Below are 26,843 nucleotides of genomic sequence, written 5' to 3' on the forward strand. Positions count from 1 at the left end.
AACACAGTGACAAGAACAGCGCATTGGTGGCGGCTCGCGGTGGCCTGGATGGTCGCGGCGGTGGCCGTGGCCGTGGTCGCGCCGGCGGGTTCCGTACGGGCCGCCGACACGGGCACCGTGCCGCCGCCCATGGCGGACGGGTTCGGTCTGACCCAGGTCGGCTCGTCGGTCGGGGACGCCACCGACTTCTATCTCACCGTGACCACACCCGAGGTCGCGGGCGAGCAGCACATCAAGATCATTCTTCCGAGCGGCTACTACGACGCCCCGGACCGGCGCTATCCGGTGCTGTACTTCCTGCACGGTTCGCCCGACGACCCCGTCCAGCAGACGTATCCGGCGCTGTCGATGTCGGACGAGATGATCACCGTCATCCCGGACGGCGGCGCCCGGGGCTGGTACGCCAACTGGCTCAACCAGAAGACCGCGGCCGGTGCCCAGAACTGGGAGAACTTCCACCTCAAGCAGGTGGTTCCGTTCATCGACGCCAACCTGCGGACCATCGCCACCAAGAAGGCCAGGGCCATCGCGGGCGTCTCCATGGGCGGGTTCGGCGCCTTCCACTACGCCCAGGCCCGTCCCGACCTGTTCAGCCACACCGCGTCCCTGTCGGGGGACATCGATCTGTCGGTCCGGTCCATGGGCCTCCGGCTGGCGGTCGTCGCCTCCCTCATCGACGGGCCGGGCGTGATCTGCGCCCTGGCTTCAGGGAGCTGCGACCCGAACAACTCTCCCTACCGGCCCGGTGTGGACAGCGACGCCGCCTTCGGTTCGCCCTACCCGGTGTTCAACGCCGACCGGCGGTGGAACGAGGTCGACCCGTCGCAGCACATGGACCGGCTGGCGCAGGCCGGAGTCGGGGTCTCCATCTATACGGGTGACGGAGGCGGCGCCATCGGCGAGGCGGAGTTCTGGGTCGCGGGCGCGGCCAAGAACGTCAAGGCCGCCATGGACGCTCTGGGCATGTCCTACTACTACGTCAACTACGGCGACGGCGCCGGCTGGGGAACCCAGTGCAACGGCGGCCACAACGCGGGCTGCTGGGAACAGGACCTGCGGGACCTGATCCCCAGGCTGGAGAGGGAGTTCGCCGCCTGACGGCAAGCGCCCGCCGCCGTCCCGCCCTGCCGCTGACGCGGTCTGCGGGGGACGACGGCGGGCGCGCGCGTCTCGGAGCTCTCACCTCCGGGCGGAGCCGCCCACGAGGCCCTTGGGGGTGGAGGGGCCGGCCACGACGCCCTGAGGCATCGAGGGGCCGGAATCGTTCAGCCAGGCCCACTCCGACCAGGTGGCGAAGCCGGTCTGCCATCGGTGGTAGACGCCGGCATGACTCGTACCGAACACCTCGACGCGGCCGTCGGCGTTGCGGCCCGTACCGATCGACGTGCCGCCGCCCCCGAAGGTCTCCCACTGCGAGAACTCCGCGTTGGGGCGGATCTGCCAGGCGTGGCTCGCGGTGGTGGCGTTGATGGCGAACACCTCGACCCGCCCGTCGACCGACCGTGACGTGGCCAGCTCTGCGTCGGGGATCCCGCCGGTGCCGGTCCAGGCCGACCACGAGGCCGGGCCGGTCTGCCAGCGGTGGAACACCCCGTCGGCGTTGGAGGCGAACACCTCCAGCCGGCCGTCCTGGTTGTGACTGGCGGCGACGGTACGTCCTCCGGTGCCGAAGTTCTCCCAGGCGGACCAGCCCCCGTTGACGCGGGTCTGGTAGAGGTGCTCGAACGTGGAGTCGGACAGCGCGAAGACCTCCAGCCGCCCGTCGGGCGCGTTCTCCATGGCGAGCCGTGCGTTGGCCGGTCCGCCCTGGGTGCCCTCCCAGCCGGACCAGCCGCCGCTGGGCGCGGTCTGCCAGCGGTGGAACACCCCGTCCGGGTTGGAGGCGAACACCTCGATCCGGCCGTCGGCGTTGTGGCCCGCCGCCAGCCGGTGGCCCCCGGTACCGAAGTTCTCCCAGGCGGACCAGCCGCCACTGGGCCCGGTCTGCCACATGTGGTCGAACGTACTGTCCGAGAGCGCGAACAGCTCCAGCCGTCCGTCCGCGTTGGACGCCACCGCCAGCTGGGCGTTGCGCGGACCGCCCGCCGACCGCCACGGCGACCAGGCGCCGTTCGCCGCGGTCTGCCACGCGTGGTACACCCCGTCGGCACCGGCGGCGAAGGCCTCAAGACGCCCGTCCGCGGACCGCCCGGACACGACCTTGCCGGAGGCGTACGGGTGCTTGGGGCCGGTGCTCGTACCGGACCACAACGCGTTGGCGATCAGGGTCGCGTCGCCCGCCTCGATCCCGTACAGGTGGCGCAGATCCTCCCTCGGCTGCTGCACCCGCCAGCAGACCTCACCGATCGGCGCGTTGTTCCACGAGCCACCCGGATACCGCCGCTCCATGTCGTCGAGGAACGCGTTGGTGGCGTAGGCCGGGTTCAGACGCTGCTCCCGGGAGCCCCACCAGTCCTGCTGCTGGAACAGCCCGATGCTGGTGTGGTCGACGGCCTGGGAGTAGTTGTTCATGCTCGTTTCCACGATGATCGTGGCGATGGCGATCGCCGCGGCCCTCGGGTTGAGCCCCCGGTCCTTCACCGCCTGTGTGACCATCCGGGCGCAGGACATCTTGTACGCGGTCAGATAGCCGGCCATCTTCGCGTCGAGCTGCGGATTGAGCTGACCGGCCATGATGCCGTCGGTGGCGGACGGACCCGCCGGATCGCACGGGGCGGTCGGAATGGCCAGGCCCTGAGGCCCACTGAAATACCGGGAGACACCGGACCGGTCGTCGCCCGGCACCGGAACGGGTTCGGGCCGGGCGACGGCGGCCGAGGCGGTCAGCCCGATGACCGACGCCCAGACGCCGACGACCAGCGCCAGTCTCATGAATACGCGGTATAAGCCGCTTCTTGCCATGGTGTGCCTTTCCGTCGTGAACTCGGGATGCGAACTCCGGCTGTGAGGTCCAGCTGTGAACTCTGGCTGTGAACTCCGGTTGTGAATCCGGTCGTTGGCGGCCGACGGTAGAAAGCACCGATGAAATACCGATGGAATCGCCCTCGCCGCGCGTTTCATCGCGATGTCATCGGCCCCTGCCAAGGTTGTGAGCCGTAGGCAGACCACATGGGGAGGAACACATGCGAGCGAAGAGGATGGCGGCCACGTCGGCCGGACTTCTGCTGACGGCAGGGCTTTCGGTGACACAGACGTCCGCGGCGCAGGCGGCGGAGGCGGCTGCTCCGTGCCAGGGCACCTACACGATCGTCGTCGGCGGCACGGGTAGCTCGTGGAACAACGACGGCTTCACCGGCAACATCCAGCAGCACGTCGGGTACCCCACGCAGATTCCCAACGGCGCGAGCGCCCGGGCAGGGGTCAACGAGCTGAACCGGCTGGTGCGCGACCAGCGTGCCGCGTGTCCGAACCAGCACGTCAAGATGGGGGGTTACTCCCTGGGCGCCGCGGTCGTGCACACCTGGGTCACCGAGAACTGGCAGACCTTCGACAAGGTCAACGCCATCCTCATCTCGGACCCCAAGCGCCAGGGCGGCCCCGGCGCCAACGGGGGAGCGGTGCCGTTCGGCGGTATCGTCGGCGCCCCGCTCGCCGGTGCCGACCGGTTCTTCGGCAACGTACCGGTCAAGACGATCTGCCACTGGGACTACGTCTGCGACGAGTCCGCCGGCATCTGGACGTACCCGCACAACCACATCAACAACTACCCGAACGATTTCAACATGGATCACCACAACAACAGCGCCAACGAGCAGTGGTACAACGGCGCCTGGCACCCCGCCTCCTGGTGATCAGAGGCCGGTGCCGGCCCCGGCCGGGGGCATGAGGCCGAGCCCGGCTTCGTCACCGCGCAGAATCATCTGGTGCGCCCGCCGCAGCATCCTGCTCGGGGGAACCCCGAGGTCGTCGGCGAGGCGGCGGCGGGCGCGCTCGAACACCGTCAGGGCTTCGGCCTGGCGTCCGTCCCGGTACAGCGCCCGCATCAGCATCGCGGCCAGCGGCTCGTTGAGGGGGTGCGCCGCAGTCAGGGCGAACAGTTCGTCGATCGCCTCCGCGTCCTGCCCGAGGCGCAGCTGCCATTCGACCTTCCGCCGTACGATGGCGATCCGGCGCTCGGTGAGCCGCAGCCGCTCCAGCTCGGCGAGCGGCCCCGGCAGACCGGCCAGGGGCTCCCCGTGGAACAGCTTCAGCGCCTGGGCGCAGAGGCGGACCGCTTCGAGCGGCTCGCCCGCCCGCCCGGCCTTCCCGATGCCGGTGACCAGCTCCCGCATGTGTGCCACGTCCACGTCGACCGCGCCGGGGACCAGCTGGTAGCCACGGAGCCCGCGCTCGATGACCGGGTGCGGACCACCCTCGTCGTGCAGGGCCTTGCGCAGCCGGTAGACGTACACCGGCACCACGTTCGTGACCGGCGGCTCCATCCCCCATACGTCGTCCAGCAGTTGCTGCTGACTGAGGGACCGTCCCGCGCCGAGCGCCAGGGCCGCCAGGACGGCCTGCTGGCGCAGATGCCCCAGGTCGAGGAGGCGCCCGTCCCGCCACGCCCGCACCGGCCCGAGCAGGGAGATCCGCACCTTCGGCGCCGGTTCCGGCGCTCGCACGGTGACAGTGAGGGCGGCCGGTCCCGCCGACCGGGTGCGGGGGCCACGGCCCGGGACGACCAGACCGCAGTCGAAGGCGTGGACGATCGCGGCGGCCCGGTCACGCAGACCGAGCTTCACCAGGATCCGCGCGAGGTGCTCGGCCACGGTGTCCTCGGGGACGGCGAGCTCGGCGGCGATCTCGTCGTCCCGCAGGCCGCAGCCGATCGCGGAGAGCACCTGGCGCTCCTGATGACCGAGCTCGGTCGCGGCGGGGCGGAAGAGCGTGGTGGCGCGTGGTCGGTCGGTGGTGAGGGCCGTCGGCATCGCTGCTCCCCGGGCTCCGGAGGGGTCGGTCTCGCGGGCGCCGTCGACAAGGTATTCGGGGGAGAGCCGGGCAAGGCATCCGGAACGATCCGGAGTGACATACGGGGCCCGCGTGTCACTCCCGGGAGCGTGTCGGCCGGCCCCACCTCCGTACGTGTTCGCTGAGCCAGGGACGACGTCAGGTTCCGCGAGCCCGCGGCAGGTCCCGGCGAGCTCCGGCCGCCGCCTGTTCCTCTGGGCGGAGCACGTTGTTCAGCCTTTCCGGGGCGGCCAGTTGCCCGATGCTCGGAGGGCCATGTATTCCGCCGTCGGCGGGAAGGTGGGAGCGAAGCGCGCGGCGGATCACGGATTCAGGCCTGTCCGGGTAGGCGACTTCCTTGAGGAACTCGGCCGCCCTCGTCACTACTTCGTCCTTGGCGACCATCTATGGAGCTCCAGTGCGATGTGGGATGCGGCCGGTGTGCGAGACATTTTGCCGCACCCGGCGGCCAGGGCGACCGCGCGATCCGGGCCCCCGTCCGCCGACGGGTCAGGTCGACCAGACCACCCTGCCGTTGTGCACGATGACCACCTTGGCGTCCGGGCGGAGAACCATCTGGGCGCCGCCGAAATTGTGGGTCTTGGAGGCCCAGATCGCGCGGTCGTCGCCGTTGTGGATGACCAGGTTGCCGTCGGGCTGGAAGATCGCCCGGTGGTTCTGACCGAAGGTCATGGCGGCCCAGATGGGCTTGTTCTGCTCGTTGTAGACGACGAGGTTGCCGTCCTGCTGCATCGTCATACGGATGCGGTTCGTGGCCCAGGACTGGCCCACCCCGATGGAGCTGGTCGCGGAGACCGTCTGGGTGCCCCAGTTCGGCTTCGGGGCCGCCTTGGGCTTCGGTTTCGGGGAGGCCTTCGGCTTCGGCTTCTCGGTGGGGGCGCTCGTGCTGGGCTGCGGGGCGGGGACGGCCGGGGCGGGGGCGGCCTTCGGTGGGGTGATCTTCTTCTGTTCGGTCGCGGACGGTGTGGGTTTCACCGCCACGTAGTCCTCCAGGGCCGCCGGAGCCGTCTCGGGGTTGAGGACCGTGTCGGCGCTCCCGGCAACCGGTGCCGTCCCGGTGTTACGGGGCTCCTCGTCGTTCGCGCTGCCCATCAGGAGCACGGGGATCGCGACCAGGGCCGCGCCGACGAACACGGCCCCCGCCAGGACCGGGGTGCGGGGGCGGCCCCTGTCGACCGCCGTGAGTGTCTTGGTCTCCGGCGCGGTTCCGACGGCCGCTGCCAGGGCGGCGCCCTCCGCGTGGGCCTCCTCGGGCTCCTTGGCCGTCCCGGCCGTGGGCGAGGGCTCCGACGGGGTGGCGGGCTCGGCCGGCGCGGCGGGGTCGGGTGTGGCGGGTGCCTTTGCTTCCGCCTCCTCCGCGGCAGAGGCGGCGGGCTTCGGCTCCTCCGTGGCGGAGGGGGTGGGCGCCGTCTCGGCCTTCGGTGGAGCGGCCGGGGTCTCCTCCGCCGGTGCGGTGGGCGGTGGGGGCGCAGGGCTGGACTCCTCCGCGCGGGTGGTGGCTGCCGCGGTGCTGGCGCCGGGGGTGGCGGGCTCGTGGGGCATGCGCTGACTCCTCCTCGGTGGCGCGCCCAACGTAGCCCGTCGCGGGGAGGGCGGGCGGTGTCTCGGCCCTTACGCTCCCGACGCTTTGTCCACCTGCGCCTCACTGGTCCCGGAAAGTTCTTCGTTCGGGCAGCAAACGGGCACGTGGTCAGGCTATTCGGATCTCCTGCCGCACGCCGTCATCGAGGCTCGTATGACATCCTGTTGGCTTCCCGATCCGATCACTGTCGGCGCTACGCGTAGACCGCTCGGCGCTCAAGAATTCGTACGGAGCCAAGAGTTCAGGTGGAGAATCCGACCGGAGAGCCGCAAGAGGGGCCGCAGGGCGCTCCGTTGGCCTTCCCCGATGCCTCCCTGGTGCCGGATGCCGTGAAGGACGCAGCCCGTCGGGCTCCGGGGCACTGGATCGGGATCGTCGATCCGGAGTGGACCGAGGAGCGTACGCCGCCGGAGTGGGCCGTGCTGGGGGAGTGGCAGTCGGACGCGAGCGGGGACGTGGGCGAGTACCGCGCCAACCCGGCGTACCGGCCCTCGGCCCGCGTCCTCGGGTGGCCGGAGCCCACTGATCCGGTCGACGCGGCGGCTCAGCGGGCCGCGACCGGATACGGCACGGTCGACGAGGCGCTGGCCGCTCTCGCGGAGGCGGATGTCACCGTCGTGCGCGGGCCGGACGGTGGGCCGCTCGTGGCCGCCGGGCGGGACGGGGCGCCGGTGCTGCTCCTGTTCACCTCGTCCACACATGAATTCATGTCTGCGGTACTTCACCATGACACGCTGTCCGCACGGGAGCTGGCCAGGTCGGTGACGGCCGCCGGCGCCCTGCTGTCGGTCAACCCCGGTGCCGCGGCACCCCTGCTCATCCCGGCCGACAGCCTTCTCGGGCCCCTGGACCACGCCCCCGTGGCCGGGACGAGCGGCCCCCATTCGACCGAACCCCGGCCCCACACCACAGGGAGGACCCCGTGACGAGTTCGTCGTCGTCCCAGCAGACCCCCGTTTCTCCTGAGGCTCGTACGGAGTCCGGTGCCGAGGGCGAGGGCACGGCCGTGAACTCCGCCGCCGGCGCCGCTCCCGTCGCCTCCGGTGCTTCCGCCGTACCTGATACGGCAGCCGCGCCCGACTCCGAGCCGGCAGAGGCGAAGACCGAAGCGGCCGCCGCCCCGGAGACTCCGGAAGCCCCGGAGACTCCGAAGGCCCCGGAGGGTGAGAAGTCCGGAGCGTCCAAGTCCCCTGAGGCCGCCGCCAGTACCGCAGCCGCCGAGCCCGGGTCCGCGACCTCCGGGGCCCAGGCCGGATCCCCCGGGGCCCAGGCCGGAACCCCCAGGGCCCAGGCCGGAACCCCCGAGTCTCAGACCGGAACCCCCGACTCCGACCCCGACCCCAGTGCCTCCGCCGCCGCCCAGAGCCGGCTCCCCGCCCTCGTACGGACCATGAGCGCCACCGCCATCGGCCAGCCGCAGCAGGAGGCCGGTCCGGTGGGGCGGCCGGGCAAGGCCGCACTCGCGGGTGCGGCGGTCGTGGGCGCGCTGCTCGTGTCGGTGCCCTTCCTCGTACTCGCCGGGAACAACGACGACGGGCCCAAGCAGACGAACGCGGCGGCAGCCGGGACCGTCCTCGACGGGAGCGGGCAGGAGGCGCCGGGCGAGTTCGCCGTCACCGCGCCCGAGACCAGCGCGTCCGCCGAGGACGAGAACGGGAAGAAGGGGGAGAAGAGCAAGGACGGGGAGCCGGAGACGGCCGGCAACCCCGTGCCCGTCATTCCCCCGGCCGCCGCGCCTTCCGGTGGCGGCAAGGACGCGCCGAAGAAGGAAGCCGCCCCCAAGACCCCGCCGAAGAAGGCCGACAGCCCGAAGGCCCAGCCCAAGAAGGCCACCGGCGGGGCGAAGAACCAGCCCGCCAAGGCAGGGCCCGCCGTGACGCTCAGCGGGCCCGTCTCCTTCCGCAGCCATCTCTCCGGCCGCTGCCTCGACGTACCCGGCCACAACTTCAACGACGGCCAGCCGCTGTTCATGTGGGACTGCAACGGCGCCGACGCCCAGAAGTGGCGCTTCGCCTCCGACGGCACCATCCGGGCCAAGGACAAGTGCCTGGACGTCGCCAACGCGAACTTCAACAACGGCTCCCGTATCCAGCTCGCCTGGTGCAACGGCTCCGCCGCCCAGAAGTTCGCCCTGAACGGTGCCCACGACCTGGTCAACACCGTCGTCGGCAAGTGCGTCGACATCCCGAACCACAGCCGGGGCAGGGGCCCGGAGACCTATCTGATCCTGTGGGAGTGCACGGGCCTCGACAACCAGAAGTGGAGCGTCTGACCGGAGCTCCCGGGGACCGCGGGCGCCGCCCCCGGATACCGTACGCGCCGGGACGGGGCATGATGGCAGCGTCGGACTGCTGCCCGCCCCCGGCGCAGACAAGGGGCGTTCGTCGAAGACGCCGCCGTAGCAAGGAGGTTGGTGCGTGTCGCGCCAGGTACTGTCGGTCGGCCCCGGGGACCGCTTCTCGACGATCGGTGAGGCGCTCGCCGCTGCCCGCACCGGTGCGCTCATCAGCGTCCGGCCCGGAACGTACGCGGAGAACCTGGTGATCCACACCCGGGTCACCCTCACCGCCGCCGAGGGCCGGGGCACGGTGGAGATCCGGCCGCGTTCGGGCAGCGTCATCGCGCTGCGCGCCGACGCGGTCATGCTCTCCGAACTCACCCTGCGCGGCGGCGACGCCGAGCTGCCCGCCGTGGATGTGCGGCGCGGGCAGGCCGCGTTCGACGGCTGCGAGATCGTCGGCGCCGCCTGGACCGCGATGCTGGCCGGCGGGACCGGCTCCCTCGCGCTGCGGGACTGCCGGGTGAGCAACCCGCAGGGCGCGGGCATCGTGGTGACCTCCACCACGCCCACCACCGTGGAGTCCTGCACGCTCGAACACCTCGGCACCAGCGGCATCGTCCTCGCCGAGCAGGGCGAGGCACGCATCCGCGACTGCACGGTACGCGGCGCCCGCGGCAACGGACTCCTCGCCAACGGCGAGACCCGGGGCACCGTCGAGGACTGCGACATCTCCTCCACCGACAAGCCCTCCATCGCCCTGGAGGAGAACTCCGCCGTCTCGGTCGTCCGGACCGTCGTGCACGACACCAGCACCGGCGTCCACCTGAGCAGCGCGGGCCGCACCACGCTGGAGGACGTCCGTGTCACCGGCGCCTCCGGCAACGGGATCGCCCTGGCCGGGGGCACCGACCCCGTACTGCGCCGCTGCCGAGTCTCACGCGTGCGCGGCCACGGCATGGTCGTCACCGACCGGGCCCGCGGCACCTTCGAGGACTGCTGGGTCGACGGCGCGCAGGGCGCCGCGCTCCGGGTCGCCGGGGCTTCCTCCCCGGCGCTGACCGGGCTGACCGTCCGCGACTGCGAAGGGGCCGGGCTGCTCCTGGAGGAGGACTCCGCGCCGGAGCTGGACCGCCTGGAGGTGATCGGCTCCTCGCCCGCCGTCGCGCTGCTCGGCGGCGCCAACCCGCTGCTGCGCCGGGCCCGGCTGGTCGAGCCCGCCGGCGACGGCATCGTGGCCACCCGGGACGCCCGGGGCCGCGTCGAGGACTGCGAGATCGTCCGGCCGAAGGGCGCCGGTGTACGGGTGGCCTCCGGCTCCACCCTCTACCTGGCCGGCGGCGGGGTCTCCGACACCGCCACCAGCGGCCTGATCGTGGAGGACGGCGGCAACGTCACCGTCCGCGACTTCCGCGTCGAGATCTCCGGCGAGGAGGGCGTGGTCGTCGCCGCCGGCGGCGAGCTGACCGCCAACCGCACCACCGTGCACGCCCCCAAGGGCCACGGCTTCCTGCTCCACGAGGGCGCGCTCGCCTCGCTCAGCGGCTGCGAGGCCAACGGCGGCGCCCAGGACGGCTTCCGGGTGGAGTCCACCGCACCCGTATCGCTCGTCAACTGCACCGCCCGGGAGAACGAGGGCGGCGGCCTGGTGCAGACCGCCCCCGGCGAACGTCTCGCGGTGGAGGGCCTGAACAGCGTCTCCAACGGCAAGCGGGACGCCTGGGGCAGCGGCAGCGCCGAGAACACCGACCCGGCGGGCTCCGGCGCCGCCGACGGACCCGCCCCCGACCGCGCGGACGGACCCCTCGGCGCCCTCAACGCGCTCATCGGCCTGGAGAACGTCAAGCAGCAGGTCCGCACCCTGGTCAACCTCACCCAGCTCGCCCAGCGCCGCGAGCAGCTCGGCATGCCCGCACCGCCGATGAGCAGACACCTGGTCTTCGCCGGGCCGCCCGGCACCGGCAAGACCACCGTCGCCCGCCTCTTCGGGGCGATCCTGGCCGAGCTGGGTTCGCTGCGCAGCGGCCACCTCGTGGAGGTCTCCCGCGCCGACCTCGTTGCCCAGGTCGTCGGCGGAACCGCGATCAAGACCTCCGAGACCTTCCAACGGGCCCTCGGCGGAGTGCTGTTCATCGACGAGGCGTACACGCTCACCGCCGACAGCGGCAACGGCGGCGCCGACTTCGGCCGCGAGGCCGTGGACACCCTGCTGAAGCTCATGGAGGACCACCGCGACGACGTGGTGGTGGTCGCGGCCGGATACTCCCGCGAGATGGACTCCTTCCTCAGCTCCAACCCGGGCCTGGCGTCCCGCTTCTCGCGGACCGTCGAGTTCGAGAACTACTCCGTGGACGACCTGGTCGCGATCATGGAGAGCATGTGCGCCCAGCACCAGTACGAGCTTGGTGAGGGGACCGCCGAGGCGCTGGCCGCCCACTTCGGGGCGATGGACCGGGACGCCGGATTCGGCAACGGCCGGGCCGCACGCGGGGTGTTCGAGGAGATGGTGGACCGGCAGGCGGTCCGGCTCTCCGCGCAGCCCCAGGTCAGCGAGCGCGATCTGCGGCTGCTGCTCCCCGACGACGTCTCCGCCACCGCCGTCGCGTCGGCCGCCGGGACCGCCGCACCGGCCGACGACCCGCTCACCCGCCTCGGCGACATGATCGGCCTGGCCGAGGTGAAGCGCGAGGTCGCCGACCTGGTCAACCTCATCACCACCGCCCGCCACCGGGCCGCCGCCGGGCTCCCCGTCCCCTCGCTCAGTAACCATCTGGTCTTCACCGGCCCGCCCGGCACCGGCAAGACCACCGTCGCCCGCCTCTACGGCGAGGTGCTCACCCAGCTCGGCGTCCTGCAGCGCGGCCAGCTGATCGAGGCGGCCCGCGCCGACCTCGTCGGCCGTTACATCGGCCACACCGCCCAGTTGACCCGCGAGGTCTTCGAAAAGGCCCGTGGCGGCGTGCTGTTCATCGACGAGGCGTACACCCTCACCCCGCGCGGCGGCGGCGCCGACTTCGGCCAGGAGGCGGTGGACACCCTGCTGAAGCTGATGGAGGACCACCGCGACGAGGTCGTCGTCATCGTCGCCGGCTACACCGACGAGATGGAACGCTTCCTCGCCTCCAACCCCGGCCTCTCCTCCCGCTTCCCGCGCCGGATCTCCTTCGCCGACTACTCCTCCGAGGAGCTGGTCACCATCGTCCGCGCCCAGGCCGCGAACATGGGGTACGAGTGCGGGCCCGGCACCGGCCCGCTGCTCAAGGAGTACTTCGACGCGCTGCCCCGGGACCGCTCCTTCGGCAACGCCCGCCTGGCCCGCCAGGTGGTCGAGTCGATGGTCACCCGCCAGGCGGGCAGGCTCAGTTCACTGGCCGCGCCCACCCTGGACGACCTGCGGATCCTCCTCCCGTCGGACGTCACGGCCGTGGCCCCGAAGGCGGTCCCCCGATGAGGCCGCCCGCGCATGGGACGACACGTCTGCTGTACGGGGCCGGGTTCGCCGCCGCCCTGCTGCTGCCCGCCGCCCCCGCCCAGGCCGAGCCCCCCTCCCGTGCCCCGGCGGCTCTCCCCGCCGCCGACGGGAAGAAGGGCCAGGAGCTGCCCGGCATGCCCACCGCACTCGACCCCCGGGCCGAGACCGTCGCCTGCACGCCCGCCTCCAAGGAGAAGGCCAAGAAGCAGGACTGGTCCCGCCAGCGCCTCGACCTGGACCGGCTGCACCGGCACACCACCGGGGCGGGCGTGACCGTCGCACTGGTCTCCACCGGGGTCGACCCCGGGGCCGCCGGGCTGGAGGGCCGGGTCACCGCCCGGGGCGAGGCCGCCGACGACTGCGTCGGGCAGGGTACGTTCCTGGCCGGGCTGATCGCCGGGACCGGCTCCACCACCCCCCGTCTGGCCGGGGTCGCCCCGGGCGCGAAGATCCTGGCCCTGCGCGGCACCGACCGGCGCGGGCAGCCCGACCCCGTGCTCGTCACGGCGGCGGTACGGGCCGCGACCGCCGCGAAGGCCGACGTCATCGCGGTCGCGGTGGCCCTCCCGCGCAAGGACGCCGCCCTCACCCGGGCCGTCGCCGAGGCCCGCAAGGCCGGGGCGGTGGTGGTCGCCGCCGCCACCCCGGACCCGCCGTCCCGGGGTTCGGGCGACGAGATCCCCTCCCGTACCTACTGGCCCGCCGGTGAGCCCGGAGTCCTCGCCGTCGCCGACATGCTGCCCGGCGGCACCCGCCCGGACGGCGCGCTGCCCACCGGCACCGTCGACCTGGCCGCGCCCGGCGCCGGGGTGGTCTCCGGCGGGCCGCGCGGGAAGGGCCACTACCTCGGGGGCGGCACCGCCGTGGCCACCGCTTACGCGGCCGGGGCCGTCGCGGCGGTCCGCGCCACCCACCCCGACGACCCGGCCGACGCGGTGACCCGTCGGCTCACGGCCACCGCGTACCCGGCGGACATCCCCCAGCTGGACGCCTACGCCGCCGTCACCACGGTCCTGGGTGACTCGGCCGCGTCCGCCGCCGGTGCGGAGCGGGCCGCTGAACCCGTGGCCGTACGCGACACCTCCGCCACCGACCGCGCCACCGGGCGGGCCACCCTCTTCGTGCTCCTCGGGTCGGCCGGCGTCCTCTCCCTCCTCTGGGCCGGTTTCGCCCTCTCGCGGGCGCGCGCCCGGGGCTGGCGCCCGGCCGGGGCCGGTACGACCGAGGGCTGAACGCGTGAGGCGCCCTCCCGTCGGGGGAGGGCGCCTCATCGGCGTAACTCTCCGGCTTACTCCACCAGCGCCGTCTGCACCAGTCGCGGCTTGCGGCGCTGGATGTGCAGGGCCCGGCCCGGCGGCAGGTTGAGCGGCTTCGCGTTGCCGAAGAGGCGGCCCTCCGTGGGCGGGCAGGAGAGCAGGACCGCGGGGTTGTTGGCCTCGTCGAGGCGGCGGATGAGACCGTCGCTCAGGCCCCGGCCCGCGCCCATCGCGCTACGGGCGACGACCAGGTGCAGGCCCATCTCGAAGCCGAGGGTCAGGTGCTCGAAGACCGGCTCGAACGGGCTCTGGAAGGAGTTGCCGGAGACCATGTCGTAGTCATCGACCAGGACGAACAGGCGCGGACCGGTCCACCAGTCGCAACTGCGCATCCGGCCGGGCGAGATGTCGGCCCCCGGCACCCGGGTCTTCATCGCGCGGGCCGCGCCCTCGATGGTCTCGTTGAGGTTGTCCAGCGAGATCACATGGCCGATGCGGTACTCCTCGGGGATGGCGTCGACCAGGGTGCGGCGGTAGTCCACCGCGATGATCTTCGCCTCCGCGGGGGTGTACCGGGTGGTGATGCCCTTGGTGATCAGGCGCAGCAGATTGGTCTTGCCGCTCTCGGTGTCACCGACCGCGATCAGGTGCGGGGTCCGGCTGAAGTCGTGCCAGACCGGCTCCAGCGCGTCCTGGTCGAGACCGAGCGCCAGGCGCATGCCGCCGCCCTCGGTGGCCTCGGGCGCCGGGAGTTCGGAGACCGGGAGGCGGTGCGGGAGCATCCGCACCTGCGGGGCGGACGGGCCCGACCAGTGCCGGGCGACTTCGGCGACCAGATGGGCGACGCCCTCACCGAGGTCCTCCAGGGAACCGCTGCCGTCCAGGCGGGGCAGACCGGCGAGGAAGTGCATCTTGCTGTCGGCGGTGATGCCCCGGCCGCCGGTGCGCGGCACCGAACGGGCCTTACGGGTGTCGATCTCGGAGTCCATCGGGTCACCCATCCGCAGCTCAAGACGGGTCGCGGCCTGGTCGCGGACCTGGGCGGACAGCTCCACCCAGCGGGTGGTCGTGATGATCAGGTGGATGCCGTAGTTGAGGCCCCGGGCGGCGAGTTCGTTGAACTTCGGGATCAGGTCGTCGTAGTCCTGACGGACCGTGGACCAGCCGTCCACCACCATGAACACATCGCCGAACGGCTCGTCGGGGAACTCCCCGGCCGCCCGGCGGCGGCGGTAGGACTGCATGGAGTCGAGCGTGTGGTCCACGAAGAACTGCTCGCGGCGGGCCAGCAGCGTCATCACCTCGGCGACCGCCCGGTGCACCCGCTCCGGGTTGAGCCGCGCCGCGACCCCGCCGACGTGCGGCAGCGCGGCGAGCTGGGAGAGGCCGCCGCCGCCGAAGTCCAGGCAGTAGAACTGGATCTCGGCCGGGGTGTGGGTGAGGGCGAGGGCGGCGATGAGCGTACGGGCGAGCGTCGACTTGCCGCTCTGCGAACCGCCCGCCACGGCCACATGGCCGCCCGCCCCGGACAGGTCCACGATCAACGGGTCGCGGCGCTGGTCGAAGGGCTTGTCCACGAGACCGACCGGGACCCGCAGCCGCCCCGCGCCGGGCCAGCCCGTGGCGATGAGGCCGCGCTCCGGATCGGGGGCGATGCCGGGCAGCAGGGCGTCCAGCGGCGACGGCTCGTCCAGCGGCGGCAGCCACACCTGGTGCGCGGCGGGCCCGGAGCCCTGCAGCCGCTCCAGCGCCACGTCCAGCAGCGCCTCCTCGTCCTCGGCCTCCTCCGTCTCCGGCTCCGGCTCGGGCGGGGTCTCCAGGGTGCGGGGCACCACCCACCCGCTGGTCCACGGCACCACCTGGCTGGCCACCCGGGCCTGCACGACGGCCCCCGTACGACGTCGGTACGTCCCCGAGGAGTACGCGGCGCGGAACCGGGTCAGGGCCTCCACGCCGGACTTCAGATAGCCGCTGCCGGGCGCGGCGGGCAGCTCGTAGGCGTCGGGCACACCGAGGACACCGCGGCTCTCCATCGCGGAGAACGTGCGCAGCCCTATGCGGTACGAGAGGTGGCTCTCCAGCTGGTGCATGCGCCCCTCGTCCAGGCGCTGCGAGGCGAGCAGCAGGTGCACGCCCAGCGAGCGGCCGAGGCGGCCGATCATCACGAACAGCTCCATGAACTCCCGGTGCGTGGAGAGCAGTTCGCTGAACTCGTCGACCACCACGAAGAGGCTGGGCAGCGGTGTGAGGTCCGCCCCGCCGGCGCGGGCCCGCTCGTACTCCAGGGCCGAGGTGTAGTTGCCCGCCGACCGCAGGAGCTCCTGGCGGCGGATGAGTTCGCCGTGCAGGGCGTCCTGCATGCGTTCCACCAGGGCGACTTCGTCGGCCAGGTTGGTGATCACCGCGGAGGTGTGGGGGAGTTCCTCCAGGCCGAGGAAGGTGGCGCCGCCCTTGAAGTCGACCAGGACGAAGTTGAGGGTCTCGGAGGAGTTGGTGAGGGCGAGGCCCAGGACGAGGGTGCGCAGGAGCTCGCTCTTGCCGGAGCCGGTGGCGCCGATGAGCATGCCGTGCGGGCCCATACCGCCCTGCGCGGACTCCTTGATGTCCAGCTCGACCGCGCGGCCGTCCACCCCGACCGCGATCGGCACCCGCAACCGGCCGGAGCCGGAGTGCCGGTCGAAGAGGGTCTGCGGGTCGTGCCGGTGCAGATCGGGGATGCCGAGCAGGGTGGTCAGCTCGACGTCGGTGTCCAGGGGCTGTGCGATGTCGGTGCCCAGGCTCATCCGGCGCGGGGTGAGCAGCCGGGCCAGCGACTCGGCGCCGAGCGGGCCGAGCCGGTCGGGGCGGCCCAGCGGCACCGAGCGCTCCTTGCGGCTGCGGTCGGTCCGCACCAGGCTCACCTGGTCGGCCCCGACGGTCAGCCGCAGCGTGTTGCGGCCGGGCCGCCAGCGCAACGCCCCGGACACGTCGAGGATCAGGGCGTTGCGGTAGCCGTGCCCCTCCCAGCGGTGGCCCTCCGGGACGGTGACGCCGTCCAGCACGACGACCGTGTACGGCTCGTCACGGCCGGGGCGGGCGTCCGGGTCGAAGCCGGGGCGCTCGGCGAAGTCCGCGCCGAGCAGATCGTCCAGCTCGGTGAGGTCGGCGGTGATCCGGCGGGCCTGCCCCGCCCCGTCCTCCTCGTGCGGATCCAGCACATGCGGCAGCCACTTGACCCACTCCCAGTCGGACCGCCGCTCGTCGCTGACGCAGAGCGCGATCCACAGCTCCTCCGGCGCGTGGAAGACCGCGAGCTGCCCGAGCATGGCCCGCACCAGGGCGCGTACGGCGTCGCTGCCGTCCTCGCCTGCCGCCGCGCTCTCCTCACCGGGCGTCTCCTCCGGGCGCAGCAGGATCCGGGCCGAGGAGCGCAGATAGAGGCCCAGGGGCTGTTCCGGGATGGTGGAGTAGGCGCGGATGAAGCGGCGCAGGGCGTGCGCGCAGAGGGGTTCGAGGTCCTCGACCGGGCGGGTGGAGACCGGGTTCAGGGTGAGGGCGAGCTGCTGTTCGCCGACCGCGAGACGGACCTCACCGAAGTCCTCGTCGGCCGGGCGGCGCTCCCACAGCCGGGAGGTGCGGGCCAGCGAGCGGAGCGAGGCGGGCTCCGGGTGGCGCCAGGCCAGCGCCCGCTGCTGCTCCGCGATGGTGGTCCGCACCCGCTTGCGGGTCTGCGCCAGATAGCGGAGGTAGTCGCGGCGTTCGCCCTTGAGCCGCTGCTTGCGCTCGCTGGAGCGGCGCATCAGCTGCCCCAGCAGCATGGCACCGGCGGAGAGCGCCATGACACCCATCGCCAGATACATGAAGACGCCGTTCCCGCCGCCGGGGCGCAGGAACATCAGCATCATCGACACCGACATCAGGGCCATCGGCAGGTAGGTCCACACCGCCGAGGTGTCGGGCACCGTCTCGGCGAGGACCGGAGGCTCCTGGAGGGTCAATTGCCCCTCGGGCATCTCCGGCCCGCGCCTGCGGGCCGGGCGGCGGAACAGCACGACACTCAAGGAACAGAACCTCCGGTTCACTGACTTTCCGGCCCGTACGAATACCGGCCGGCACCCGTCAGGGGGAAAGACCGCACCAGGCGGATTCTCCGGGCCGCACGTGCACCGATGAACGCCGGGTGAATGTTTCGAGCGGATAGCGGGGGAGAGCCAACTTCGGTGATGGGCAAGCGCCTACCGGATTCGAGGTCCGGTCCGCAGCACGACCGGTGGCCGCAGGCAGTAGTCTGCATTCACGGAACGCGACCTGTCCACGCGGGAGTGGTGGTCGCCGGGTGTGCGGGCGCAATTTCCCTGCCCGGCCCCCGGGTTCACGGTCGCGCGGACTTATCCGTACTGTTCGCACATTCCCTCTCCCGGGGAAGTCTCCTGTCAAAGCCTGCACGGAAGACGAGAGTTCTGCTGATGACCGACAGTGCGGTGGCCGAATCGTGCCGCCTGACCGTACGTGCGCCGAGCGTCACCATCGATCTGGCCGTGCCCGCCGACGTACCGGTCGCCGATCTCCTGCCCACCCTCCTGCGGTACGTCGGTGAGGAAGCCGAGGAGGCCGGGCTCGACCACGCCGGCTGGGTGCTCCAGCGGCTCGGCGACGCCCCGCTCGACGAGGAGACCACCCTGGCCCAGGCAGGTCTCTCCGACGGCGCGGTGCTCCATCTGCGCCCGCACACCGAGGCGCTGCCCGAGGCCCGGCTCGACGACCTGGTCGACGGGATCGCCGAGACGGTGGGCCGCCGGCTGCACACCTGGAGCGCCGCGGCGGCCCGGGGCCTGCTGGTGGGGACCGCCGTGGCGACCGTGGTGGCCGCCCTGGTGCTGGTGTTCCGGCCCGGGGTGGCCGATTCCACCGCCGTCCGGGCCGCCTGCGCGGCCATCGCCGGAGTGCTGCTGCTCGCCGGTGCGGGCTCCGCCAGCCGCGCGGTCGGCGACCGGCTCTCCGCGACCGCGCTCGGCCTGCTGGTCGCCCCGTGCTTCGCCCTGGTCGGCTGGGTGCTGCCCGGCGGCGACCTCACCGGCCCCGACGCGGCGGAGGTCGCGGGCGCACGGCTGCTCGCCGCGGGCGCCGCGGCCGCGGGCGGCGCGGTCCTCGCACTCGCCGCCACCGCGGTCGGCGCCCCCGCCCTGCTGGCCACCGCCGTGGTCGCGGTGGCCACCGCCGTCTCCGGGGCCCTGATGGGCTACACCGGCCTGGACGTGCCGGCCGCCGTGGCGCTGGTCGCGACGATCGTCGCGCTGGCCGCCGGGGCGGTGGCACCGTTCGCCTTCAAACTGGCCGGAATGCGTATGCCCTCCCTGCCGTCCTCCGCCGGACAGCTCCAGGAAGGCATCGACCCGTACGCGGGCGACGAGGTCGCCGAGCGCACCGAACTCGCCGGGCGCTGGGTCACCGCGCTCTTCGCCGCCACCGGCACCATCGCCGCCGCCGCCCTGGCCGTCCTCGCCCACACCCCGGACCTCCCCGAGACGCTCACCGCGCTCTCGCTGGCCCTGCTGCTGCTCCTGCACTCCCGGGGCCTGGTCCACATCGGCCAGCGCCTCACCCTGGCGGTGCCCGGGATCTGGGGGCTGCTGCTGCTCGCCCGCGCCTGGGCGGTGGACAGCGACGCCGACGGCCGCGTGGTCGTCTTCGCGGTGCTGCTCGCCGTCGCGGCCGCCCTGGTGACCGCGTCCTGGATCGTGCCCGGCCGCCGGGTGCTGCCGTACTGGGGCCGGGCGGCGGAGCTGGCGCACACCGGCCTCGCCGTCGCGCTGCTGCCGCTCACCCTCTGGGTGGCGGGCCTCTTCGGCTGGCTGCGCGGCCTGTTCGGCTGAGTTCTCCCCGTACGGTCCACCAGGCCGGAACGCCTCCGTACGCCGTTCCATCGAAGAAGAGTTGAGGAGAGGCTGTGCAGTCCAAGCGCGACCAGGTGCAGGCCCACGGTTTCATGATGGGCAGGCTCAGCTCGGGCCTGCTGACGGCCGACCCGGACGCCCCGGAGAGCCCGCTGGGCCGGACCACCCGGGGCGTGGTCTTCGGCCTCCTGGTGACCGTCCTGATCGGCGCGGGAGCCACTGTCTACGGGCTGCTGCGCCCCGGCGGGAACGACACCTGGCGCAAGGGCGAGCACCTGGTGGTCAACCGCGAGACCGGCGCCCGCTACCTGTGGACCGGCACCGACGGCGTACTCCACCCGGTGCGCAACTTCGCCTCGGCCCGGCTGATCGGAGGCGCGCAGCTCAAGGCCGTGGACGTCTCCACCGCCTCGCTGCGGGACGTCCCCGTCGGCGCCCCGGCCGGCATCCCCGGCGCCCCGGACACCCTGCCGGGCCCCGGCCAACTGGACTCCGGTGCCTGGCACATGTGCGTCACCGGACCGGACGGCGCGCTGCCCAGCACCTCCGGGGCCGTCGCGGACTTCGGTGTGGACAGCCCCGGGGCCACCACCGTGGTCGCCGGTTCGCCGCTGGAATCCCAGGGCATCGGCGCCGACCGGGGCGTGCTCGTACGCGGCCCGGACCGCACCGAGTACCTGGTGTGGCGGGGCAGCCGGCTCGCGCTGGACCCCGAGTCCGACGCCCGTAACGCCCTCGGTTACGGCTCCGAGCGGGCGATGCCCGTCTCGGCGGCCTTCCTCGACGCCCTGGCCCCCGGCCCCGCCCTGAAGCCGCCTGCGGTCCCGGGGCGCGGGGAGAAGGGCCCGGTGCTGGGCGGCGAACCGAGCAGGATCGGCGAGCTGTTCCAGGTCAGCGTGGTCGGGGGCGGCTCCACGTACCACCTGCTCCGCAAGGACGGCCTGGTGCCGCTGTCCCGGCTGGAGGCCGCCCTGGTGCTGGGCGACCCCGCCACCCAGAAGGACGCCTACCAGGGGCGCTCGCCCGAGGCCCGCGAGGTCGGCGCCGACGCGCTGCGTACGCACCGGGCGAAGGAGACGGCCGCCGCGGGCTCCTCGGCCGGGGAGCTGCCCCGTACGCCCCCGATCCCGGAGTCCGCACCGCGCGGCACCGCCCTCTGCGCCCAGGTCGACGGCGGCAACGGCGGCGCCCGGATCAGGTCGGTGCTGGTCCCGCTGACCGGCCTGGCCCCTGTCGCGGTGTCGCAGGGAACCGACCGGCCGCTGGTCGCGGCCTGTGCCCGGACGGACGCCACGGTGGTACGGCCGGGGCGCGGCGCCCTGGTCCGTGCCCTGCACGCGAGCGGCGCTGCGCACGCCGGGACCACCTATCTGGTCGCGGAGAACGGGGTGAAGTACCGGGTCCCGGCCAAGGACTCCCTGGGGGCGCTCGGCTACGGGGAGGGGGACATCGGCTCGGTGCCCGCACCGCTGCTCGCGGCCCTGCCGACCGGCGCGGACCTGGACCCCGCCGCGGCCTCCGGCGCTGCTGAGCCCAGGGTCACCGCCCCGAAGTGCGGTGCTCCCGACGCCCCCGGTACGGCCACCGCGGCCGGAGCCGTCGACTCCCGGCCATGATCCTGGCAAACAGCCCATACGGTGCCGAAGAAAGGGAAATGGGAGGCAGGCAAGTAAAGCTTCGAACATAACTCGGGGCCGACGGGGGGTCATTCGGCCCGTCCCGGGCAAGGAGGGAAACCTCAGATAAAGCTCAGAGAATGGGCTGCCCCGATGACCGTTCGGATTCCCCGGCTGCCCGTTTCCCGTCCGTATCGTCCCGCCCCGGCCGACCGGCGGCGGGGCACGTTCATTTAGCCGAAACCTTCGGACAACTCCGTTGGCATGTAAGGATTCCGGCGAACTGACCTATGCTCAAATCTTCCCAACATGCGTTGCGCCGAACGGTGAGTTCTCTTTAGCCTCAGCGGGCAACGGTGCGATGAGAGTCACTCAACGAAGGGAGCGCGACATGGCTGACAGTGGCCAGAGGCGGGCGGACTATGCCAAGGGCTTGGGAGGTGTCTCCTCTCTGGAGTCGGCCCGGGCCGCGGTCGAGAAGATCCAGAACAACGTCGCCGAGATCGCCGCTCGTTCGGGTGTCGGCGGTGACGAGGGCCAGGCCCTGCTGAAGCTGTTCCGCAGCTGGAACGGCGAGGCGCAGAAGGTCGTCGTCCAGATCAGCAAGATGGTCGACGCTCTCCAGGAGAACGTGACGTCGGCCGACCGGCTGGCGAAGGAGAACCAGGACCTGACCGAGGTGCTCAACAGCAAGACCAGCCAAGGCGTCTTCGAAGCACTGCGCTGATCCGCCCCCCACCCGAGAGGAGATGTCATGGCCGACGGCATCATCGATGTGCAGTACTCCACGGTCCGCAACGCGATCGAGGAACTGAAGCAGCAGACCCAGCAGATCATCACCACCCTCAACAACCTGGAGGACGAGCTCAAGCCGCTCGTGACCTCATGGGAGGGTGACGACCAGCAGATGTACCGCGGTGTCCAGGCCGAGTGGGACCAGGCGACCAAGAACATGGCCCTGCTCCTCGGCGACAGCGGCGAGCTGGTCCAGAGCATCCACGACAACCACTCCCGCGACGAGCGCAGGAGCGCCGACAACTGGGGTGGCGTGCGGGCCCGTTAGCCTTCCGGCCGGGGTCCGCCTCCCTGCCGTGCGCGGCGGAGGCGGACCCCGGCTTCCCGCAGCCCCGTTCCAGTGACCCTGTCCGGACCCGATCGCAGGAGGACGTCCCATGGCCGGTGAGCAGGCCGACGTCAAGCATTTCGACCTCAAGCAGATGGAGAACTTCCGCGACAACGAGGTGCACCCGGTCTACACCAAGGCCAAGAAGCACAAGGAGGAGGGCGAGGGCGAGGGCGACAGCCGCATCCGCCCCCTCAGCGAGCTGATCGGCGGCTACACCACGGCCGACAACCTCGACCAGGAGTCGCAGCTCCTGCGCCTCGGACTGATCAACCGGGAGAAGCTGATCTCCGGTCCGACGCTGGTCGAGAGCGTGAAGTCCGTCGCGACCTCCCTCGACAAGCTGCTCGGCGACCAGATGGAACTCTTCAAGGAGCTCAAGGAAGCCCTCACGGAGACCATCGAAGAGGCCAACAAGACCAAGAACAAGAACCTGGACGCGATCGACGCACAGACGCTGCTCCAGACCTTCGAAGAGGTCGACACGCTCACCAGCGGATCCTCCGACCCGGAAGAGTAGTAGCCGACCCCCCGCACTCCGGGGTGCGGGGCGAGAGACGAGAAAGGGCACGCGGTGGCCGACCGGTACGACGAATCATCCGTGGAGAACGTCGACAAGTACGAGACCAGGGACGCGGCATCCACGGACAACTGGGCCGACCTTGTCACGCACATCACCGGCTATCCCGTGCCCAAGCGCAGCGAGATCTTCGACACGCTCCGCTCCGACCACGGCGGCAAGCTCTTCCGGATGGACATCAAGGAGCGCAGCCTCGGCCTCCTCGTCAAGGACTCCGGCTTCCTGCGGGACAAGGGCCAGGACTACGACATCTGGTTCTTCGACAGCGGCAAGAAGCGCTCCATCATGCAGGCCCGGATCGTCTTCGAAGGCCGCGTGAAGTCCGGCGACGAGATCATCTTCGCCGGCACCGACTCCACCGACGTCAACAACGTGTCCGTCCGCGAGGGCAACGAGTTCACGGACTACAACAAGGACAAGTTCAGCACCATCCCGCTGGCCCGGTACATGAACGGACCCCGGGCAGCGCTCATGGCCCTGCTGAAGGGAAACAGCGGCGACGGCCGGTTCAGCGGCCTGGTCGCCAAGGAGTCCGACGTCGTCGACCTGGAGTCCTTCACCAGGGCCGGCCACTCCTTCGACTACGCGGCCCAGTTCTTCAAGTACCACGCGCCGGTGCTGAAGGACTGGGAGGACCGCTTCAGCCGGGACGACGCGAGCTGGAAGGGCGAAGCCGCGGAGGTCTTCCGCAGCCTCATCAAGAAGATCCGCGAGAACTACGACAACTACGTGGAGACCTTCAACGAGACTGCGGGCAGCGGTGACGCCACCGGCACCGGCAGCACCGTCTACTCCCGCGCGCTCTCGCTGGGCCGCTCCCACCTGGAGCAGGCCGCCCGCGACCTGCTGAACAACTGGCTGACCTGGGCCCAGTCCGACTACTACGACCCGCACCGGGTGCTGCGCTACGTCCTGGACGACCTCGCCCAGTGGGTGGACACGGAGAACGTGGCCAGGACGGACATCAAGTCGTACACCACCCGCTACTCCACGACCGTCAGCCACAGCCCGCAGGCCGGCTTCTCCCAGGTGCACCCGGAGTACGGAGACCTCACCGACATCGCCAACTGGGCGAAGGTCGGCGACAAGGCGGTGGACATCTGGAGCCGGGCCGTGGACGACATGCTCGTGGAGCCCGCCCGCGAGGTGCAGTCGAGGCTCAACAACCAGTTCCTCACGCTCTCCAAGGACTTCTCCGAGAACGTACCCGAGCCCAAGTCGACCAGCACGGCCGGCGAGGAGTACGAGAAGAAGAAGCTGGAGGAGGAGAAGGAGAAGATCAACGAGGAGAACGAGGAGAACCGCCGCTACCAGGACGAACTCCGTGAGGAGCAGCGCCTCCAGCGAGAGGAGGACAAGAGGCTCCAGGAGGAGCTCCGCAAGGAGCAGGAGGAGCAGCGCGAGGAGGACAAGAAGTACCAGGACGAGTTGCGCGAGGAGCAGCGCCTCCAGCGCGAGGAGGACAAGAGGCTCCAGGACGAGCTGCGCGACGAGCAGAACAAGCAGCGCGACGAGGACAAGAAGTACCAGGACGAGTTGCGCGAGGAGCAGCGGCGGGAGCAGGAGGAGGCCAAGCGCGAGGCCGAGGAGCAGGCCAAGCAGATGGAGGAGAGCCTCGGCAACATCAACGGTCCGGGTGGCGGGGAGAACCTCGGCAACCTGGACGACCTGCTGAACCTCAAACAGGACATCCCGGTGACCGAGAGCCTCGGTGACCTCGGAGACCTCAACGGCCCCGGCTCCGGCGGCGGGAACAGCCCGAGCCTCGACGACGTGAACAACGCGATCTCGGAGAACCTCGGCAACCTGGGCGATGTGAACAACCCCGGCGGCGAGAACCAGCAGGGGCCCGCGGGCGGCCCGCTCCCGGTCGGCCAGAACCTGGGCAACCTCGGCCAGCTCAACGGCGGCCCGGGCGGGACGAAGAGCCCCACGGACGCGGCCAACGACGCGATCAACCAGAACCTGGGCAACCTCGGCGACCTGAACAGCGGTGCGGGCGGCTCCCTCGACACCCCGACCGGCGGCAAGACGCAGCTCGACGGGAACCAGCTCACCACCGGCTTCCCGGACGGCAGCAGCACCTCCTTCGACCCGGACAGCGGGCTCCTCACCACCACGCACCCGGACGGCAGCGTCACCACGCAGGACCTGGGCGACGGCCTCAGGGTGACCAACCCGGACGGGTCCGTCACCTCCCTCGGCGACGACGGCAAGCTGACGACGACCTTCCCCGACGGTACGACGCAGGTCGTCGACCCGAAGACCGGCCAGGCCACCTCCACCGCCCCCGACGGCACCGTCACCACGGAGAATCTCGGCAGCCTCGGGGGTCTGAACGGCCGGAACGGGATCGGGGACCTGGGCGACCTCGGCGACCTGGGCAACATCAACACCGACCTGCCGACCGAGTCTCCCGGCGACCTCGGCGACCGGGAGACCATCAACGACCTGGGCGACCTGGGGAACCTCAACTCCGGCGACGCGGGCCTGAAGTCCTCGACCGGCAGTCTCACCGGTCTGGAGAACGGGGACTTCGCCACCACGTTCCCGGACGGCGGCAAGAGCGTCTTCGACCCGGACACGGGGCAGCTCACCAGCATCGCTCCGGACGGTTCCAAGGTCACCACCGACCTCACCCACGGGGCCGACGTGACCAACCCGGACGGCTCCGTCTCCTCGCTGGACAACGGCCGGTTCGTCAACTCCTTCCCGGACGGCTCCAGCCACTCCATCGACCCGGACACCGGCATCGCCACCGTCACCGATCCCCAGGGCAGGACCGAGACGGTCACCCTCGACGAGCTCAACTCGCGGGGGAGTGACAACAACAGGCCGGACTTCCTCGACGACTTGAGGGACCTCGGCCAGAACCGTGACCTCGGCAACCTCGGTGACCTCAACGGGAACCGGGACCTGGACGGCCTGAACGGGAACCGGGACCTCGATCTCGACGGGCTCAAGGACCTCGCCAACGGGAGCAGCGGCGGTGGCGGTGGGGGAGGCGACGGGACCACCCGGGACGTCTCCCTCTCGGAGCTGGGGCTGGGCGCCCAGGTCGGCGCGGGCGGCTCCGGCGGCGGCCTGCCCGGTGCGAACCTCCCGTCCTCGGAGACCCTCGGCCAGGTCTCCCCGCTCTCCGACAGCACCACGAACAACGCGACGGTGCCCGGAGGCGGCTCCGGCGGCGGCCCGGGAGCCCCCGGAGCCCCGGGCACGCCCGGCTCCCCCGGCATGCCGATGGGCGGCGGCATGGGCGGCATGGGCGCGGGCGGCGAGAAGGGCAACGGCGAACGCGTGCGGGCCGTCCTGGTCGACGCGGCCGAGGAGAGCGAGCGCCGCAACCGCCGCAGGCGCAGCCCGTGGAACCGCCAGGAGGACAGCGACACCTTCCTCACCCCGGCCTCCCGGGTGGCGACCACCGGCGGCGGCGACTCCCCGGCGGAGGAGCAGGAGCAGGGGCGCAGGCCCGTGACCTCCGCCGACTACCTGGAGGAGGACGCGGACGTCTGGGGCACCGAGGAGGGCGGCACCCCGGCCGTCATCGGCAGGTGACGTTCGCTCAGGCGCCTGTCACCAGGCAGGATGAGCGGGCCGGGCGCCACGCCCGTACCGACATCCGTACGTACGTGAAGACCGAGGCAGAAGGAGGGGAGCGGGCGTGACGGAACCGCTGGAGAAGCGCCTGGAGAAGGCCATGGCCGAACTGCAGGCGGCCCAGGAGGCGGTGGCGCGCACCGAGCGCGAGCTGCGGTCGGCGTCCTTCGCTGCGCTCTCCTCCGACCGTGCGGTCCGCGCCACCGCGGGCCCGCAGGGTGAGCTGACCGGGATCGAGTTCCTGGAGAACAAGTACCGCGACATGTCCCCGCAGGAGCTGGCCGCCAGCGTGCTGGAGGCGGCGAGCGCGGCCCGGCTGAAGATGAACCGCCATGTCATGAAGGCGATGGCCCCCTTCACCGAACCCAGCAGCGACCTGCCGGAGCTGAAGGGCTTCGAGCTGGACTGGGAGCGCATCTTCGGCCCCGAGGTCCTGCGCGAGGACGACGAGGACACCGCGCGCGGCCCGGCCGCCCCCGCCTGGCGGGACGCGCTCGGCGACGAGGGAGAGGACTGACG

At 71.9% G+C, this 26,843-nt stretch carries 17 protein-coding genes; 13 read left to right on the forward strand and 4 right to left on the reverse strand.

The genetic code is table 11. The features are described from left to right. The first annotated feature begins 6 nt into the window (after positions 1–6). Complete coding sequence (locus tag IE264_RS32395; RefSeq protein WP_032757161.1) at positions 7–1,098, forward strand: alpha/beta hydrolase; 1,092 nt, start codon at positions 7–9, stop codon at positions 1,096–1,098. An 81-nt stretch (positions 1,099–1,179) separates the two neighbouring features. Here the strand turns inward: IE264_RS32395 and IE264_RS32400 are convergent, their stop codons facing one another. Continuing rightward, entirely contained in the window at positions 1,180–2,901 is a 1,722-nt protein-coding gene (locus IE264_RS32400; RefSeq protein WP_032757162.1) for a PLL family lectin, read from the reverse strand. A 221-nt stretch (positions 2,902–3,122) separates the two neighbouring features. Here IE264_RS32400 and IE264_RS32405 point away from each other — a divergent pair, with 221 nt between their 5' ends. Next, positions 3,123–3,791 (forward strand): cutinase family protein, encoded by a 669-nt coding sequence (locus tag IE264_RS32405; RefSeq protein WP_015611986.1) that lies wholly within the window; start codon positions 3,123–3,125, stop codon positions 3,789–3,791. Here IE264_RS32405 and IE264_RS32410 read toward each other — a convergent pair whose 3' ends face one another. After that, a complete protein-coding gene (locus IE264_RS32410; RefSeq protein WP_032757163.1) occupies positions 3,792–4,907 on the reverse strand; it encodes a BTAD domain-containing putative transcriptional regulator in 1,116 nt (371 codons plus the stop codon). Between the two features lie 529 nt (positions 4,908–5,436). Further along, a complete protein-coding gene (locus tag IE264_RS32415; RefSeq protein ID WP_190167742.1) occupies positions 5,437–6,489 on the reverse strand; it encodes a mannose-binding protein in 1,053 nt (350 codons plus the stop codon). 333 nt (positions 6,490–6,822) lie between these two features. Between IE264_RS32415 and IE264_RS32420 the strand changes: the two genes are divergently transcribed. From IE264_RS32420 to IE264_RS32435, 4 genes are all read left to right on the forward strand, one after another. Further along, the gene (locus IE264_RS32420) at positions 6,823–7,455 is read left to right on the forward strand and encodes a type VII secretion system-associated protein (RefSeq protein ID WP_106973103.1); all 633 of its coding nucleotides are present in this window, start codon (positions 6,823–6,825) and stop codon (positions 7,453–7,455) included. Further along, positions 7,452–8,801: an RICIN domain-containing protein gene (locus tag IE264_RS32425; protein WP_032757166.1), complete on the forward strand. Its 1,350-nt coding sequence runs from the start codon at positions 7,452–7,454 to the stop codon at positions 8,799–8,801. Before IE264_RS32420 ends, IE264_RS32425 begins: the two co-directional genes overlap by 4 nt. A gap of 145 nt (positions 8,802–8,946) precedes the next feature. Next, the gene (locus IE264_RS32430) at positions 8,947–12,258 is read left to right on the forward strand and encodes a right-handed parallel beta-helix repeat-containing protein (protein ID WP_015611996.1); all 3,312 of its coding nucleotides are present in this window, start codon (positions 8,947–8,949) and stop codon (positions 12,256–12,258) included. Next, positions 12,255–13,511, forward strand: a complete 1,257-nt coding sequence (locus IE264_RS32435; protein WP_032757167.1) for a S8 family serine peptidase — start codon at positions 12,255–12,257, stop codon at positions 13,509–13,511. The genes IE264_RS32430 and IE264_RS32435 overlap by 4 nt, the downstream gene beginning before the upstream one ends. A gap of 56 nt (positions 13,512–13,567) precedes the next feature. On the opposite strand, the gene eccCa is transcribed toward IE264_RS32435, so the two are convergent. After that, complete coding sequence (eccCa, locus tag IE264_RS32440; RefSeq protein WP_229887862.1) at positions 13,568–17,575, reverse strand: type VII secretion protein EccCa; 4,008 nt, start codon at positions 17,573–17,575, stop codon at positions 13,568–13,570. Between the two features lie 405 nt (positions 17,576–17,980). Between eccCa and eccD the strand changes: the two genes are divergently transcribed. The 7 genes from eccD to IE264_RS32475 all read left to right on the forward strand — a co-directional run bounded on the left by eccD (position 17,981) and on the right by IE264_RS32475 (position 26,841). Next, a complete protein-coding gene (gene eccD / locus IE264_RS32445) occupies positions 17,981–19,387 on the forward strand; it encodes a type VII secretion integral membrane protein EccD (protein WP_015611999.1) in 1,407 nt (468 codons plus the stop codon). A 74-nt stretch (positions 19,388–19,461) separates the two neighbouring features. Continuing rightward, positions 19,462–21,024, forward strand: a complete 1,563-nt coding sequence (eccB, locus tag IE264_RS32450) for a type VII secretion protein EccB (RefSeq protein WP_015612000.1) — start codon at positions 19,462–19,464, stop codon at positions 21,022–21,024. Positions 21,025–21,415: 391 nt separating this feature from the next. Next, positions 21,416–21,751 carry a hypothetical protein gene (locus IE264_RS32455; protein WP_003970669.1) on the forward strand — a complete coding sequence of 112 codons (336 nt, stop codon included), beginning with the start codon at positions 21,416–21,418 and terminating at the stop codon, positions 21,749–21,751. A gap of 27 nt (positions 21,752–21,778) precedes the next feature. Continuing rightward, positions 21,779–22,087 (forward strand): WXG100 family type VII secretion target, encoded by a 309-nt coding sequence (locus IE264_RS32460; protein WP_003970670.1) that lies wholly within the window; start codon positions 21,779–21,781, stop codon positions 22,085–22,087. A 109-nt stretch (positions 22,088–22,196) separates the two neighbouring features. Further along, positions 22,197–22,667, forward strand: coding sequence for a type VII secretion system-associated protein (locus IE264_RS32465; protein ID WP_015612001.1), 471 nt, complete (start codon positions 22,197–22,199; stop codon positions 22,665–22,667). 54 nt (positions 22,668–22,721) lie between these two features. Then, positions 22,722–26,282, forward strand: coding sequence for an AAWKG family protein (locus IE264_RS32470; protein WP_032757169.1), 3,561 nt, complete (start codon positions 22,722–22,724; stop codon positions 26,280–26,282). Positions 26,283–26,388: 106 nt separating this feature from the next. After that, on the forward strand, positions 26,389–26,841 hold the full coding sequence (locus IE264_RS32475) for a YbaB/EbfC family nucleoid-associated protein (RefSeq protein WP_015612003.1): 453 nt from the start codon (positions 26,389–26,391) through the stop codon (positions 26,839–26,841). Positions 26,842–26,843 lie beyond the last annotated feature (2 nt).

This window comes from Streptomyces microflavus (genome assembly GCF_014650075.1).
In the GTDB taxonomy this organism is placed as follows: domain Bacteria; phylum Actinomycetota; class Actinomycetes; order Streptomycetales; family Streptomycetaceae; genus Streptomyces; species Streptomyces microflavus.

Excerpts from the sequence above, each read along its gene's own strand:
- IE264_RS32400 (WP_032757162.1), bottom strand. The coding sequence starts at position 2,901 with ATGGCAAGAAGCGGCTTATACCGCGTATTCATGAGACTGGCGCTGGTC.
- IE264_RS32405 (WP_015611986.1), top strand. The coding sequence starts at position 3,123 with ATGCGAGCGAAGAGGATGGCGGCCACGTCGGCCGGACTTCTGCTGACG.
- IE264_RS32410 (WP_032757163.1), bottom strand. The coding sequence starts at position 4,907 with ATGCCGACGGCCCTCACCACCGACCGACCACGCGCCACCACGCTCTTC.
- IE264_RS32415 (WP_190167742.1), bottom strand. The coding sequence starts at position 6,489 with ATGCCCCACGAGCCCGCCACCCCCGGCGCCAGCACCGCGGCAGCCACC.
- IE264_RS32435 (WP_032757167.1), top strand. The coding sequence starts at position 12,255 with ATGAGGCCGCCCGCGCATGGGACGACACGTCTGCTGTACGGGGCCGGG.
- eccD (WP_015611999.1), top strand. The coding sequence starts at position 17,981 with ATGACCGACAGTGCGGTGGCCGAATCGTGCCGCCTGACCGTACGTGCG.
- IE264_RS32455 (WP_003970669.1), top strand. The coding sequence starts at position 21,416 with ATGGCTGACAGTGGCCAGAGGCGGGCGGACTATGCCAAGGGCTTGGGA.
- IE264_RS32460 (WP_003970670.1), top strand. The coding sequence starts at position 21,779 with ATGGCCGACGGCATCATCGATGTGCAGTACTCCACGGTCCGCAACGCG.
- IE264_RS32465 (WP_015612001.1), top strand. The coding sequence starts at position 22,197 with ATGGCCGGTGAGCAGGCCGACGTCAAGCATTTCGACCTCAAGCAGATG.